At 35.4% G+C, this 16,239-nt stretch carries 16 protein-coding genes; 4 read left to right on the top strand and 12 right to left on the bottom strand.

What is annotated here, in order from left to right; genetic code table 11:
- Positions 1-555: 555 nt before the first annotated feature.
- From AC21OG_RS10135 to AC21OG_RS10120, 4 genes are all read left to right on the top strand, one after another.
- A complete protein-coding gene (locus AC21OG_RS10135; protein WP_487376482.1) occupies positions 556-1,173 on the top strand; it encodes an AAA family ATPase in 618 nt (205 codons plus the stop codon).
- Positions 1,174-1,908: 735 nt separating this feature from the next.
- Complete coding sequence (locus tag AC21OG_RS10130; RefSeq protein ID WP_486547216.1) at positions 1,909-2,175, top strand: hypothetical protein; 267 nt, start codon at positions 1,909-1,911, stop codon at positions 2,173-2,175.
- A gap of 23 nt (positions 2,176-2,198) precedes the next feature.
- A complete protein-coding gene (locus AC21OG_RS10125; protein ID WP_491185039.1) occupies positions 2,199-2,960 on the top strand; it encodes a hypothetical protein in 762 nt (253 codons plus the stop codon).
- Positions 2,961-3,244: 284 nt separating this feature from the next.
- A complete protein-coding gene (locus AC21OG_RS10120) occupies positions 3,245-4,327 on the top strand; it encodes an alpha-hydroxy acid oxidase (protein ID WP_487376477.1) in 1,083 nt (360 codons plus the stop codon).
- Positions 4,328-4,544: 217 nt separating this feature from the next.
- On the opposite strand, the gene AC21OG_RS10115 is transcribed toward AC21OG_RS10120, so the two are convergent.
- From AC21OG_RS10115 to AC21OG_RS10060, 12 genes are all read right to left on the bottom strand, one after another.
- Positions 4,545-5,450, bottom strand: a complete 906-nt coding sequence (locus AC21OG_RS10115) for an alpha-glutamyl/putrescinyl thymine pyrophosphorylase clade 3 protein (protein ID WP_487376475.1) — start codon at positions 5,448-5,450, stop codon at positions 4,545-4,547.
- A gap of 773 nt (positions 5,451-6,223) precedes the next feature.
- Positions 6,224-6,457, bottom strand: coding sequence for a hypothetical protein (locus AC21OG_RS10110; protein ID WP_487376474.1), 234 nt, complete (start codon positions 6,455-6,457; stop codon positions 6,224-6,226).
- A gap of 274 nt (positions 6,458-6,731) precedes the next feature.
- The gene (locus tag AC21OG_RS10105; RefSeq protein WP_487376473.1) at positions 6,732-7,277 is read right to left on the bottom strand and encodes a transthyretin-like family protein; all 546 of its coding nucleotides are present in this window, start codon (positions 7,275-7,277) and stop codon (positions 6,732-6,734) included.
- A gap of 1,331 nt (positions 7,278-8,608) precedes the next feature.
- The gene (locus AC21OG_RS10100; protein WP_487376472.1) at positions 8,609-9,079 is read right to left on the bottom strand and encodes a hypothetical protein; all 471 of its coding nucleotides are present in this window, start codon (positions 9,077-9,079) and stop codon (positions 8,609-8,611) included.
- 246 nt (positions 9,080-9,325) lie between these two features.
- Positions 9,326-9,790: a hypothetical protein gene (locus tag AC21OG_RS10095; RefSeq protein WP_487376471.1), complete on the bottom strand. Its 465-nt coding sequence runs from the start codon at positions 9,788-9,790 to the stop codon at positions 9,326-9,328.
- A 292-nt stretch (positions 9,791-10,082) separates the two neighbouring features.
- Positions 10,083-10,643 carry a hypothetical protein gene (locus AC21OG_RS10090; protein WP_487376470.1) on the bottom strand — a complete coding sequence of 187 codons (561 nt, stop codon included), beginning with the start codon at positions 10,641-10,643 and terminating at the stop codon, positions 10,083-10,085.
- Between the two features lie 64 nt (positions 10,644-10,707).
- Positions 10,708-11,274: a hypothetical protein gene (locus tag AC21OG_RS10085; RefSeq protein WP_487376469.1), complete on the bottom strand. Its 567-nt coding sequence runs from the start codon at positions 11,272-11,274 to the stop codon at positions 10,708-10,710.
- Positions 11,261-11,806 (bottom strand): transthyretin-like family protein, encoded by a 546-nt coding sequence (locus AC21OG_RS10080; protein WP_487376468.1) that lies wholly within the window; start codon positions 11,804-11,806, stop codon positions 11,261-11,263. The genes AC21OG_RS10085 and AC21OG_RS10080 overlap by 14 nt, the downstream gene beginning before the upstream one ends.
- Before the next feature lie 11 nt (positions 11,807-11,817).
- Complete coding sequence (locus tag AC21OG_RS10075; RefSeq protein ID WP_487376467.1) at positions 11,818-13,290, bottom strand: PAAR domain-containing protein; 1,473 nt, start codon at positions 13,288-13,290, stop codon at positions 11,818-11,820.
- A 45-nt stretch (positions 13,291-13,335) separates the two neighbouring features.
- Positions 13,336-14,148, bottom strand: coding sequence for a type IVB secretion system protein IcmH/DotU (gene icmH / locus AC21OG_RS10070; RefSeq protein ID WP_487376466.1), 813 nt, complete (start codon positions 14,146-14,148; stop codon positions 13,336-13,338).
- 59 nt (positions 14,149-14,207) lie between these two features.
- On the bottom strand, positions 14,208-15,500 hold the full coding sequence (gene tssK / locus AC21OG_RS10065; protein ID WP_491185087.1) for a type VI secretion system baseplate subunit TssK: 1,293 nt from the start codon (positions 15,498-15,500) through the stop codon (positions 14,208-14,210).
- Between the two features lie 70 nt (positions 15,501-15,570).
- A complete protein-coding gene (locus tag AC21OG_RS10060) occupies positions 15,571-16,194 on the bottom strand; it encodes a hypothetical protein (protein WP_487376463.1) in 624 nt (207 codons plus the stop codon).
- Positions 16,195-16,239 lie beyond the last annotated feature (45 nt).

Raw genomic sequence — 16,239 nt, 5'->3', positions numbered from 1 at the left:
ACTTTATATCTTAATGTTCACTTACTCTTTAGATGACTGTTTTTTTTCTTTGAATGAGTGTGTCAATGTTTATTCAACAATACGCTAAATCAAACTGTCACTTCACGTCTTATAATCTTTTTAAAAGCACCTCATTCTCAACTCTTAACGTAGGCTGTGGCTTTAGTCCCGATTTTTTAATTATTGGTCTTGATTTGCTAGGCTAAAAGTACCAGCCTACAGTGTATTTAAATAAGTTGGGAACAGGGTTAAAAGTATATCAAATCTTGAAATCAACTTCATTGAAGCAGCAAAGATTAACCTTACTATATTAATAGTAGAATCATCCTGACAAAGACCTAACAACGCTAGGTTATTTTAAAGATAGGTTATTTATCAAAATTATTCAAAAAAGGTATTACTCAGTATTAGAGGTATCTTTTAAACCTTATATTATGCCCGTTTTACCTCATTATTCCTAATCTTGAGTGTTATAGATTCTTTAACGTGGTATAGGCCATCAACATTTATATGAATATTGATATGAAATTGAGTACTAACTGATAGCTTTACCCAATGTCTTTATCTAACAATGAAGCAGATTATCAATCGGCACAACCAAAACCATCTATGCAGACTACTATGACGAACAATCTTCAACAGAGCCCAACAGATATTTTCAAAGTCTTAATATTAGGTGCGGAAAGTACGGGTAAAACCACGCTATGCCAAGATTTGGCTTGTCACTTTCAAACGAGATATGTTGAGGAGTATATGCGTCCCTACTTGCAGCTTAAATGGGACGTGACTCAAACCCGCTGTGAGTGGCATGACTTAATGCCCATTGCAAAAGGTCAAGTGGCACTCGAAAATAAGCAGGCGCAACTTGCCGACCGTTATCTGTTTTGTGACACCGCTTTAATTGAGCTGATGGTGTATTCTTATTGGTATTATAATGATTGTCCGCCGCTTATCAAAACAGCAGCCCTAGCCCATCACTATGACTTAATCTTATTAACTGAGGTGGATGTACCGTGGGTAGCTGATGACTTACGAGATGCTCCCCATCTACGTGATGAGATCAGCCAAGCGTTTGTTGATACGCTGAACCAATACAACAAGCCATTTAGGCGCATTGGCGGTGGCCGATCTGAAAGGGTACAGCAAGTGATACAGTGGCTTAATAACTTTTGATAACTTATGTCATATTTTTAAACCCATATTAAATCAATAATTTACACTCTACTCTCAACTTAATAGCTGGCTGCATATAATAATAACTGAACTATCAACTGTACTTTTAGCGCCACTATTGGAAAAGACTGAAAAGGGTGGCAAGTCCCCTTTTTTTCAAAGGGAATCTATGGCGGTTTTTACAGAAAACCCATCCCCAACCCTTCATTCGAAAAAGGAAGGGAGCAAAACCTTGCAAAAGCTACAACTTAAAGTTGAGATTGGCGTATAGATGAATAAAGAAAAAATAAAGTACAGGATAAAAAGATAGCTTGTTTTGTTGAAAGGTATTCCTTTAACGGTCATATTTATTGTTAGTACGTTGTCGTGAAAAGCGGTTTAGCCCCGATTGTAGCGGATATACTTGGTGCAGTACGGCAATGCAGGCGCTTGGTAAGAGGCGGTATCGAGATAACAGGAACGCCTCTTACCCTTAGCGACTGCTGCCGTACTAGCCAAGATAGTAGTGAAAGCGGGATTGGCTTCTAAATGTCTCTTTATAACAGGTGTCTCTTTAATACAGGTGTCTCATTGAACAAGTCTTTTTTGAAGATATACCACACTTTAACAACGCTAATGCTTTGCGATTTGTCTGTTTTTGACGTAAACTGAACAGTATAAATTTATTATCGATACTAATTATTGATGATAATTTAGGGTTAAACTCTTGCTTTCAATAGCAATAAGGAGAGTATCATGACCGCTTATATCAAACGCTCTAGCGATAAAAGCTCTGGTGATAAAGGGCTGGGTTTTTTTGCACGTGTTTTTAGATTAAGACTGCCTGATGAAATCGTGAGTGAAAACGGTCGACTCATTATCGATAAAAATGGCAATGTACGTCCTAATTTTAATAATAAACATCTTCAAGATAAGATGATTCAGCAGTTTGGTGCGTTAGATTTTGACTCTGCTGATCTTAACGCTGTCGATATCAATACTCATAGTAAAATGAAAGCCTAAACCCTATGGGTATTTTTGGCGTTATGTTTATACTGGCACTCGGCTATCGCTATAACGTGTCAGTTCCTCATAAAAATAACATCCTTAAACGTAGCTCTGGCTGGGTGTCCTATGTTGTTCTTGCCATAGATGGTATTTTAAGTATTCTGTTGGGATTGGCGTTCCTAGCCACGATCAGCATTATTATTCTCGTTATTTCTCTGTTTGTTAAATTTGGCCTTACGTGGTCACTCGCCGAAATTTATATCTATTTAAATCATTTAATGACGTTATCTTATAGCGAATATGTACGCTTAGTACTTATGGGTGTGGCAGTATTATTTGCCTATCTTGCCAATGAGATAAGAATCCGAAATAATGCGTTTCAAACGGATTATGAAGAATTGAGAAGCCTCGATGGCGTTCTAAACATCATTATTCATGCCATGGAAAGCGGTTCCTATATTAAGGTCTCACTAAAATCGGGCAAGGTTTATATTGGCGCGGTATTAGGGGAACAATTTGAGCATGGCGATTTAGATAACATTTCGATCCTGCCAATAGAAAGTGGTTATAGGGAAAAAGAGTCATTGCGCTTAATACTGGATTGCGACTATAAGCCTGTCTATTTAAACCATGGCGTCATTGAGAATACGCCTCATGGTTTGCACTATAATCAACAACGCGCTGAGGATATGATGATGGTGATACGCGTGAATCAAATCGAATCACTATCATTATTTGATCCTGTTATTTATAAAGAATTTGAATATAAAGGAGCGTCGCAGAAATTTATCGTCGATTGAATCCGGTAAATCGCTGCCTCAAACTCACTTTATGCCCAGTTAATGAATTAACTGGGCTTTTTTTGTACTAATATCTTGTCTTAAATTTCAATACAACACTGCAACACCTAATTTTGAGCGGCTATACTATTATTTATATTGAATAAATTATTGTGAATTAAAGAGTAAAACGAAAGTTTAATAGAAGATTTTAAAAGAATAACTTGAGATAAAGATTTAAGATAAAAAGAGCTAAATATTTTAGATAACAATGAGCTTAATCCATAAATTAGGAAGGACTAACGATGACAAATATAATAAATAAAAGTGAAAGCGTCGATATCGATAAAGATTATGTTGTGGATGATTTATCAAAAGTCACCAACCTATTTGACTTCCAAGTGCTGGCTCGCCAGAAGATGTCAGAAGGTGCTTATGCTTATGTGACCTCTGGAGCAGCCGATGAGGTCACTTTTAATAGTAATCATAGCGCTTATGATGACATTATTTTAAATCCTAGAGTATTGAATGATGCCAATGAGTTAGATACCCGAATTAATTTATTTGGTGACTCTCTAGATTATCCTATATTAGTAGACCTCTTTGCCTTCCAAAAAGCGATGCATCCTGAGGGTGAGCTTGCAACCGTTAAAGGCGCTGGAAAAGCAAAAACAGCGTGTGTTATTAGCTCATTTACCACGACATCTTTAGAAGATATACAGCACGTCGCCACTACTCCGATTTGGTTTCAGTTATATATTCAAGATGACATAGACTTTGCTAAAAAAGTCATCAAGCAAGCTGAAGCAGCAGGTTGCAAAGCCATCTGCATCACGTTAGATTCAGTCGCAGCGGCAGTCCGTAATAAAGAAGACAAGGTTGGGTTTGATCTGCCAAAAGGGGTCGATATGCCTTATAAAATTGGCAGACCAGCACCGGTATCTTGGAAAGTGGTTGGCGATCTAATCGCTTATACTAAACTGCCAGTATTGATCAAAGGGGTGGTCAGCGCAGAAGATGCTCAACGCGCGCTAGATATCGGCGCATCCGGTATCATCGTCTCCAATCATGGCGGTCGCAAGCTCGATACCGCTCCACCCACCATACAAGCCCTACCTCGCGTTGTGGAACGGGTCGACAAACGTATACCGGTACTAATCGATGGCGGTATTCGCCGCGGTACAGATGTATTAAAAGCGCTAGCATTAGGGGCAGACGCCGTATTATTGGGTAAACCTATTGCTCAAGCATTGGGTAGTGCTGGCGCTGAAGGCGTGACGAAAGCGTTGGAGATACTACAACATGAGTTTGAAATGGCGATGATTTTAACCGGTCGAGATACTATCGCCAGTATCGACTCTTCATTGATATTTAGTAAGAACTTTTAGGACAGTATTTTCTGATAGAGTTTGATGAATATGTTGGTTTAAGTCATAGCGCATTGAAAATAGTGTCAATGCGCCATCTATAGTTTTGTACGCCTAGAAATAGGACCTATAGTTGTTTAGGTTTAATTAAAGAGTTTTTGCTAACGTGTTATCGATAACTTCTATCAGATTACAGATAAGATGTTACAGGTAACGTGTTAACCGTTATTGATCGTATTTAAGGGTGTGATATAAATCTGTTAGGTGACTTTTGCCAATGGCATAATGCTGCCTCCATCTCTTGGTAACCGACATTGAGATGATCTGCGAGGTGAACTGCGTGTTCGTCTAATTGCTCATTGTTTAACATTCCAAATAGCAACCTTGCTCCTCGTTTAGGACCACTTGCCTCTGCAATATAGCAACTGTTTGGCTCAACATCCGCTAAGCACATTTTGCAAAGTAGGCATAAAAACTCAAAGGTTGATAATCTGCCGAAACGATACACGTTTTGACGAATAAGATCATATCGTGTTTTAAAATAATCAGTGTTGTCTACTGACTTATCTTTTAATCTAAACACTGCCTCATGCCCGCTCTGCTCATGTATAAATCCAATATAACTTGTGAATACCATTGGCAAATGCTTTAAAGATTCATAGGCCCTATGATGGCCAAACTTAGGCTTAGGATGACTTTGTGCTAGTACCGTTACTAGCTCATCTAATTGGTCATTTAACGTATGAGGTTCATCGTTTACCACCTCCCATGTCAAAGCTGTCTTTAACCCCAAACCCTCAGCGCCATACAGCTTTCGCATAAATGCCCAATCCGACTCGATATCATCGTCAGTATAAATAAGCAAAAAACTTAGCCAACAGGCCTCATCGTAATGAGTGTCTTTTAGCGAGACTATGGCTTTTATAGGATTAAATTGTGGCGACTTAGGATTTCGGCACTCATCGTCTATCTTGCTATTGCTAAGCGACTTTATATAGTCATCTTCTTTAAGACTGTCCATGAGTTGTAGCGCTAATATTTCATAAGAGATAGTAGGAAGATACGCGTTGAGATTATTGGTTTCTAAATAAAAACGGATATCGTTTGCGAGCTGGGTTGAGGATATTTCTTCTTGATTAGTCATAGGTTGAATTATTCAAAAATTTTGAAACCACCAAGGTGAGACAAACTTGGTGCATTATTTATGTATAAAGACTTTTAATAAGATATAAAGGATAGTAATAACGGGTAGTGATATATAAAACTTAAGTATAATAAATAGATGTACCATGATAAGGATGAAATCTAAAACATTTCTATCACATCCTAAGCCACTACAATCGTCATATAAAAGATAAAAAATTATAAATGATATGCCAGATGAAAGAATATTTGCCAATAAAGTTTTAAGCGGTATATGGATATTTTTGCGTATGATAGTGATAGATATCAATACACCGAAGAAACCAAACATTGCTAAGAATAAGATGGGGTTTTGATGTAAGGTGTGACGTGTTAAATAATCATAACTTAGCGAACAAGCAATAAGATAGTTTGTTAAAAACAGTCCTAAATTGTAATTATAATCAATGTCCATATAATTTAACTATTCAGTGTAGTGGTTGTACGATTTTTAATAAATCTATAGCTACTTGACCATAGCTTAAATATAATAAATACTTATTTAAGATAATTTCGAGTATTTACATTTATTTCTTTTACCGATAATCATAATCGGCTGCATTTAGACAAATATCCGAAGCAATACGGTAAACTTTTTCATAATCTTAATTAATGTAATCATATCAAGTTCCTAAATCTACTTTTCTTTGATAAGTTGCTCATATCGTTAATTCAAACTTTTATATTCTCTTATTTAAGCTATAGACACAAGGTTACAATCTAAACCTTTTGATTTTATGGTACTGGAATACACTCTACCTCTTTTTGAGATTCATCTGACACACAATAAGGCATTTTTTCTACATATTCATACACCTTACCGTAAACATGCTCCCCTTCTGCTAAAGGATTTAAATACACCTTACCCATATCTATGCTAATAGGCGTCTTCAAATCAAAAGTCTCTACGGGTAACGCTATGCCATCGACATTAATCAACTTACGCTGGTAGCCTTCTTTTTCAATCATAATATTTGCGTTTTGGTAAATCATCATTTGATGATCTACATGTTGATTTTTGTATTTATATACGGCCATAGATGGCAAAACAAAATTACCCACATTATCAGAATTAGTTTGATATGCATCGGTTAAATAAACATTTGCGTTTACAATAGGCTGTTGAGTTTTGCTATTTATAAGATGGCCCGAGAGAGTGGGTGTTACATAATATTCAGTAGAAGATACAGATGTTGAGCAAGCAATTAATGACAAAGTTATACTACACACAAAAAGAGTCGGTCTAAAGATCTTCATTTGAAGCTCCATCTGGTAAGGGTATGCAGTTAACTTCAATTTGTAAATCATTAGGCATACAGAACGGAGTTTGCTCAATATATTCGTTGTAGTCATAACTATTTTCTACACTCACACCTTGTGGTAAGTGTTCTAAATAAATAAATCCTAAATGAATATACTCTGGCACTTCTGATGATCTTTTTACGCTTAGTCGTCCCAATCCATAATTATTATATGTTTTAGGAATAAAACCATCTTTATAAATATCGATAGCTGTTTCAGCAACACCTTCAACGTCTTGAAAACTATTACCTTCAATCTTAATAGGGGGTAAGCGAAAAACGCCATTGGTATCAGTCTTTGTGTGATCATTACTTGAGTAAACTATAGAAACATTACTAAGAGGTTGTTGAGTTTCTCGATCAAATATTTGCCCTGTAACAATAGGAGTAAAATAATGTACCGCTTCTGGTTTATGAGTACATGCAGATGGAATACCTACTATACTGATAAACAATATTAGAACTTTTACTTCTTTAAAAAAGCTCATGAAACAACCCCTTAATACGCTTTTAACGTAAGTCTAGAGACCCATAACAGCCCTTTACACCGTCTTCAATAGCAACGCCACTTTCAAATAAGGAGGAAAATAACAATACTACCCAATCAAATCACTTATTCTTAAGCAGTGCTAAAGTAAGTTAGTCTGTACTGGCTAGATTAGCTAATATTCACTTTACTCCGATATCTTGCTCTCAATTCGTATTGAATGATCTTTATCATAAACGAAACATAAGTCAGAACGTACGTATAAAAGATTCAATAATAATATGATTTATACTAATCCCTACATTGTTTTCATTTCGGCGTTTTATTTCTTAAACCTCGGCTAGTTGGCGTGTATAAATTATTCAAATCAAACTTTTTGGGTATATCGAAACTGACACCTTGTATACAACGTTTATCATTTTCATCGTTTATTTTAACCTCTAAACCCAACCTTCCAATCTGATTCTTCTCATCAAGCACCCTTGCGAAAGAGAGCAGCTTTCCTCTGGGGTCCAATACAAAATTAGGAAACTCTTCTTTGAATTGAGGTCGACTGATACACAGTGAATTACTTAGTTCAATGTATAAAATCTGGCTGTTAGTAGCACCGGTTTTAAAAATAATTTGCTTTACGAATGAACTATGGTTTGTGGTTTAATCAACTTCAAAGTGATGCAATACTGGTGAATCGACACTTACTAGTACAAAACTATTATTAAAAAATGATTCAATTTGCTGGGTCGAGTAAGGGTAGTTATTTGAAAAGTATTCTATCGAACGTAGTAACTGTTTTTTATTTAAATCTGACTCGTTAACCACATTCATTTCAGGAGTTACCGGCTCCAAGTTCTGTAGGGAGCATGAATTAAGTACGGATAATGATATAATAGCTACTATTAAAGGAGTAATTTTTAATAATCTATTGCTTATGTTATTCATATTACTCTCTGAATTATTTTTAAACGTCAATAAAAATCACTAAAATTAGATGTATTTCGACTACTTATTTAATTACGTCAATAGTGGCTTAATAACCTTCACCATAATTCCTGCTATAAAACTTCGTAAGTCTCACCTGTAGTAGAAGCCTGAAACATTCATGTATTCTCTTGTCTCTGCCTTGCCTTGATCCGTATCTCCGTATTTTTATAAATTGAAACTTTTGACGCTACTTCTTTTATAATCTACATGAATTTAAATATCGTAACCACTATTATCTAATCAATCTCCAACTGACTTATCCATAATAGCCCTTTGACATCGGTTTTAGATAGTCGCTGAATGATCAAACGGTTGCGGTATTTAATTAAATTAATAAGATTGGCTCTATATTTACTGCACCTGATCATAAGTCATGTTTTTGGGCAAAGGAATACACTCTACTTCTTTTTGCGATTGGTTTGGTTGGCAATATTTGATAGGCCCATCTATATGCTCTTCCTGACGCTCAGATACATTGGGATCAATGGGGGTTAAGTAGACCTTACCCATATTGACATATGTCTTTAGATTAGCATCATAAGTTACTTTGTTTTGAGCAAAATTAGTGCTAGGAAAATCACCTGAGGAGTAAGATTTATGAATATAGTGGTCACTCATAAACATGAGAGAAGCATCACTATACGCTTTGTATTCATAGTTTGCAGGAGATGATACTCTATATTTGTACTCAATTGCTGGGATTACAAACAGCCCATCTTGACCAGTAATATCATACTCCTTTGAAGTCAAAAACACCTTGATGTTAGCAATGGGCAGGTCTGTTTGCCTATCAATAACTTGCCCTGTAATTTCTGGCGTCATATATTTGACTTTTTGTTGACACCCTGAAAGGATTACACTAGCCAACATCAAGGAGACACATAGTTTCATTACTCTCATCTAATCAATCTCCAACTGACTTATCCATAACAGCCCTTTAACATCGGTTTTAGTTGGCAACAATTCGTTTAAAAGAGGAGGAAGACAATAACATTCAGTTAATAAATTATTCTTGAATAGAATTTAAGGTAGTTGAATCTGTGCCAATAGGTTTGGCTAATGCTCACCCTAATATGATGATAATCTGTCCTCGATAATTATCTTATTACTTTCATCATAAACAAAACCTGGGCAAGCAATCACATTAAAACCTCCTTTTGGTTCAAACCCTCTTATACAAAACGCATACTCATTATCTACAGTCAATAAATCTTTATAGTTTTCTTTCGAGCATATGGGTAGTCCTTGATACTTTTCATCTTCAGGTAGCCTATCTTCCCATATGGACATGAGTTCATCATTTCTAATTAGATCAAGACCGAAGAAAACATTAGTAATTTCGTCTAGATCGTAAGGTTTAGATTCAATATTTGCTGTTGTAAAGTCTGGTTTAAAGCATAATTTATCATTATTATTTGTAAACATTTCGACTTCAAATCTAATAGGCAGTTTGTGTGAGGGATTACTATATACACATGATGCAGATAAACATAGGCTGATGACTATTAAACCACTCAAATACTTTTTAAACATGATGATTATCCTTAATAGGCTAGTTTTTTTGTATTACTAGGATCATTTAAAAAGTCTGAGAGTGTTACTGAGTAACTACTCATGGAATGTCGATAAATAAAACAGTTTATGCAGTCAAACAAGTAAGATAAATACAACGATACTACTCAATTATGTAATTTATTCTTAAGCAGAATTAAAGTAGGTTAGTCTGAGCTGGCTAGTTCTAATAGTTTTCACTTTATTAAGTTACTTTTTTAGTCAATTCTTAATGTATGACTCCCTATAAATATCATAAATTTCGAAGATTAGTTCAGAAGATTTCACTCAACCATTCTATAAGTTTTTGAAACCAGCTTTTTTGTTCTTCAAAGGGTATATCAGTACAATAGTTAGTGATTTCATCTGAGTTTGGTGTCACTCTTCTACGATCGCCTTCTACTATTTTGTAGCCATTATTGTCCTTTTTCAAACAAAATTCAGAAGAATAATTAGTACCATTTACGACTTTATCTTTCACACCTAAAATCATAGTCACATAATAATGAGTATCAGGGAGGAGAGCGTTTTCATCAGTTAATGCTTTCATAGCCGATACGGGTAGGCAGGTTTGCGGACTGTTAGGTATGTCTAAGTAAGTGTTATGAATAATAAAGAACATTTTAGAGCCTTTAGATACGGTCACATATACCAGCTTATTTTTGTCCTCTTCTACAGGTACTTCTCTATTATAATTAGCTAAATAAAAGCAAGGTTGATTGTCTTTAACCGTGATATCAGTTTGTCCATAGTCATGTTTTGACAGAGCTTGAGATGCGACCGAAAACGCCAACATAGCTATAAGTAATAATGACTTCTTAAATAGAATATTCATTTTTAGATTACCTAGGCATTAATTCCGAACTATAGGGGTCAGCAAAAAAGCTACCTTACCCTCTCTAGTCCAGCGGTCGATTAGGACTCACCTGATCATAAGTCATGTTTTTGGGTAAAGGAATACAATCAACCTCTTTTTGAGATTCATCTGACACACAATAAGGCATTTTTTCTACATATTCATACACCTTACCGTAAACATGCTCCCCTTCTGCTAAAGGATTTAAATACACCTTGCCCATTTCTATGCTAATAGGCGTCTTCAAATCAAAAGTCTCTACGGGTAACGCTATGCCATCGACATTAATCAACTTACGCTGGTAGCCTTCTTTTTCAATCATAATATTAGCGTTTTGGTAAATCATCATTTGATGATCTACATGTTGATTTTTGTATTTATATACGGCCATAGATGGCAAAACAAAATTACCCACATTATCAGAATTAGTTTGATATGCATCGGTTAAGTAAACATTTGCGTTTACAATAGGCTGTTGAGTTTTGCTATTTATAAGATGGCCTGAAAGAGCGGGTGTTACATAATATTCAGTAGAAGATACAGATGTTGAGCAAGCAATTAATGACAAAGTTATACCACACACAAAAAGAGTCGGTCTAAAGATCTTCATTTTTAACTCCATCAGGTAAGGGTATGCAGTTAACTTCAATTTGTAAATCATTAGGCTTACAAAATGGTGTTTGCTCAATATATTCGTTGTAGTCATAACTATTTTCTACACTCACACCTTGTGGTAAGTGTTCTAAATAAATAAATCCTAAATGAATATACTCTGGTACTTCTGATGATCTATTTACACTTAGTCGTCCCAATCCATAATTATTATATGTTTTAGGAATAAAGCCATCTTTATAGATATAAATATCTGTTTCAGCAATACCTTGAACGTCATGAAAACTATTACCTTCAAGCTTAATAGGGGGTAAGCGAAAAACGCCATTGGTATCAGTCTTTGTGTGATCATTACTTGAATAAACTATAGAAACATTACTAAGAGGTTGTTGAGTTTCTCGATCAAATATTTGCCCTGTAACAATAGGAGTAAAATAATGTACCGCTTCTGGTTTACCAGTACAAGCAGATGTAAAAACTACTATACTGATAAACAATATTAGAACTTTTAAATTTTTAATAATGCTCATGAAACAACCCCTTAATACGCTTTTAACGTAAGTCTAGAGACCCATAATAAACTACGCACATCTTCTTCACTAGCTACTGTCTTTTCAAAAACATCCCGTGGGTTTAATCTACTGTCATCGTATTGCATCAGATCATATTCATTACCAGAGTACTCATAACTCCCATTCGCTGATTGGGTTAACAATGTTGAAGAACCCTTATGGGTTTTAGAATAGTCATGTCCAACAGCTGCTAGAAGAATTTCATGACCTAATTCATGAGAGAATGTTTTCATAAAACTCCTGTTAGCATTAAATTTACTAACATATCTCCAACCACTTTCATACTTTATATTTCCAATGTTATAATAGACTATTCTTGATAAACACCAATTCCTAGATCGAGAGCTTGTATCATTGGTATTAAATTTAATGGATAGCTTTGGCATAGCGTTATAATTTTTGATATCACAAACAGTATAAAACTGATACTTACGCCCATTAATATCGACATCTAATTTTTTACTTTTAATAGTATTATGATGGCGACTCCAGTACCGCTTTACACTCTGTCTAACTAATTCTCTAACTTCGTTATCGTCTAAATAACTATACATATCTTTTTCTAAAATATAGGGCCCGCTTCCATGTGTAACCTTTCTTGGTACACGTCCAATTAACCCTGTCCCGTCCCACTCAAGGTTTCCTATACTTACTCTTATTTTTGAATATACTTTTTTTAAATTTTTATCTATTTTTATATCCAACCAGTCTTTATCCATGTATCTAAATTCGACTTGTTTAGATTGACTAAATATAGCATTTGTACTTAAATCTGTAGCGTATACTCTAAGCTTTACCCCTTCTAACATAAGTTTACTATCGTAGATATTATTAATAAAACCATCCCATTCTAACGTTACTATATCACCTTCCTTGTATTTACCAGCTTTAAAAGCTAAAGGGTGAGAAACACCTTGAATATCTAAATTAAAATCTCTAAAACCTCCATTATTTACCTTGATTTTTATAAATATTTTGTCATAGACTTTAGGAGGATTAGTTCTAGCGGCATGACCTACTAATGGTCTAAATCCAGGAGGCTTAGCGTCTAAAGGAACAAATCTATCATAATTCAAATAAACTTTCTCGATAGTAAAATAACTATCACTATCACTTCCTTGGTCCACATCACCATATGTTGCTACATATTGTTCCGCAGGCTCAATCCCACCAACATCAAAATCAGAAAACGCAAAAGACTGCTGATTAGCAATCAATTTTGATCCACAGCTGGTAAAATCGCCAGCACGAGCTATCGGTTGACCGTCTACAATAAAGGTAGGATCACCTGTCACAATAGTGACAACTTTTTTACACTTTTTACAAATGACTTTATCACCTTTGCGAGAAATAGGTATGCCATTATGAGTAGAATGAGGAGAACCTGAAATAACGGTACCTCCATGTGTTGTCTTAGCACCAACAGTGATGTAAGCGGCCATAGTACTATCCTGATGTTATGTAAGAGCGGATATCATAGAGTTTGATTATGGTAAAAATATCGAAATATGCGCTTGTTCTTTATTGTCTTGAATAATTTGACTGTATCCTGCCAGCTGATCCTGCGTTTGAGATTGAAGATAGTAGGATATGAAGCCAAACAGGGTAATCAGTAGTAAAATCACAGCCAATATAATGACCCAAAGGGGGGTTTCACTAGAGAGTGTGTGCTTTATTTGATCAGGAATTGCCCAAAATGGAGAAAATTCATTTTTATTACCACGGAGATGCTCAATCTCGTCACCCAATCTCGATATGAGATAACGAATTTTTTCAGGAGCTTCTAGTCGATATCTACCTTGAAAGCCCAACAACATAGCATAATGATAAACTTCTAAAGCGGGCAGATGCTTATCACCTTGCTCACGTAGCCTATCCAATCGTTCAAAAAACTCATCTCCAGCTATTTGAGAACCAAATAGATCTAGCTGTAAAGGGTTCATCTCCCAAGCATCTTTTAAGCTTTGAAACTCTGGTTCCTGAGAGGTCATAATGGTTTCATCTACCAATGCACAGTACGCATATTTGGCTTCATGAATATCTTCTGATGCAAAACCTTTTTTTCGGGCTTTGTTTTCAAACTTATCCAAAAAATCATATATTTTTGTTCTAAAGCTCTGTGGATGGGTACTATAATAATGATTACGCAGTAGAAAAACCAAATAAAAACCATCATACATGACATCAACAAGCGATTGCCGCTTGATACGTCTTTCAAACCCATCAACTGGGACTTTAGAGGCCACTTCTCCAGAATCTAATAAAGACGGCGCAGTGTTTAGGGGTTTATTAGTAGGCATGTTTTTCTCTAAACGTTAAATGAATTAAGTTTTAAGTAATAATCTTTTAATTTTTTAATCTATTGAACAACCGCCATTAATTCAAGCTTTAAATCATCAAAACCATTAGGCACGTAAATACAAATGGATTCAGCTTTAATCATCTCATTGTATATCTCGCCAACAGGTTCGATTGAAAAATAGCTAAAGCCAGGTCGAACAGGAATAGCACTAGGCACTTGGGTGATATGTGAAATCGGGGTTCCAGGTAATGCAGATAGCACTCGTTTCTCGACTCCATCTGGTGTCGCAATTTTGAATCGACGCGGCACAATATCGATAAGCTCGTGCATTGGCAATGAACAGCTCACTGATAAATATAATTGAGAATTACGTGTAATTTTATCGCCACTTAGCTCTCCAATATAATATGAAGGCTTAGATTGATGCAGTGGTATAGATATGAAATTACTCGCAATAACGGTATTGAGTAGCTCTCTAATAATTCTGAAAATGGCATTGAAAGAATCATGAGTTTGGTTGTGATTGTAACTGGGTAATTCACCAACTTTGTATAATGAGCTAAAAGTTGCTAATTGACTGGCCACATTCAGCAGGGATTCATATAACCGCTCAGGATGAAGCTTAGGATTATGATAAAGATGACTGAGCTGAGCATAGGCTGAATTTAAAGCATGAAGTAACCAAAATGAAGCGATATCGGAGGATCTAAACTCTAATAAATCATTATTAGTCTGACGATGATGATCATATAACGATGTTGATTTAGTATTAATCATTGTCATTAGGCGACTCACTTGATTTAATAAAGAAGTGTTGCTTTCTATATGCACACTACTAACCAAATAATCTTCCACAAGATGATAGGTTCCTTGAGGAGTTCGTTCTAACTTGGCTATTAATATTGAGAGTGCATCGTTATTCTTTGGAGATGGCGTATGATTCAATACTATACTAGGCGATAGCCTTAATATATCTACTGTGGACTCTGTAGCATCCGTATACAGATCTTGTGCTAGCTGCACGTCTTTTGTATAGCGCGTAGGATTTTCACTTGAATTGACCTGGATATTACTACCGTTTAACTGTAGAACCTCCAGATTCAAAAAAACATACACTTCATCACCAAGGTCATTATTTAAATCATTCAGGCCAACAGATTTCGGTAATCTATCAGTATATGGCGCTTGATAGAGAGTACCATCAGGAAAAACACAAGAGATTGTCTCAAAACTAACCACATTACTCTCTAACAAAGACTTATCGAGCTTTGATTCAATAATACCGTAAGCATAAGGGTGCAAAACTTTCATGCTCATACTACGCTGATGATTATGATAAATATCTTGCATTTGAAAATGCTGAGGTCTTAAAAAAAGGCCTTCACCCCATAGAATTTGTTGTTTGCTCAAGTTTTTTCTCCTATCGACAGCTTACAAGGGGTTGCTGGTAGTATTTTAATTTGGTGGAAAATTCAGAATCTAATGATAAATCTATACCACTACTAATATTGGCATCACACGCACCGATATTTATTGACAATGGCTCATCAAAATTAATATGACTTAACGGAATTAAAAACTGTGACCGCTTTTTGGTGTATCTTAAATCTATATTAATACCGATAAAATGAATGTCATCCGATAAGTTTATGTTGAAATCTGAACTCCGACCAGGTATTAGGCTGACTTCTTTTATAGCCATGTCTCGTACTTCAGCGAACTGAGAGTCATCCTCAAGAGTAGCAACATAGATAGTACTGGCTGTCGCTTGATTCGAGCGACCTGCATTTAAACTTGAGTTAGGATTAATTTTTATATTTATTTTAGATCGCTTTAACTGCTCTTTTAATTTTTGTTGCTCTTTTAATACGTCTTCAATTAACGCTTGCTGGGACTCCAAATCAGATTTTAATTTAGTAATCTCTTCTTGACTACTATCTTTGTTGCTTATCAAGGAATCAATGGGGTCTGAAACATTATTAGACTCCTCAACTCCATTTCCAAAACACCCTACTAGTAGAGTAGCAAAAAATAAAATACTCATTTTCTTCATTACGATAGCTACCTTACATTATAATTTTAAAAAATA

The organism is Psychrobacter sp. CX5 (assembly GCF_057621535.2).
The sequence above is the reverse complement of the archived record's forward strand: the minus strand, read 5'-3'. Positions and strand labels throughout refer to the sequence as shown.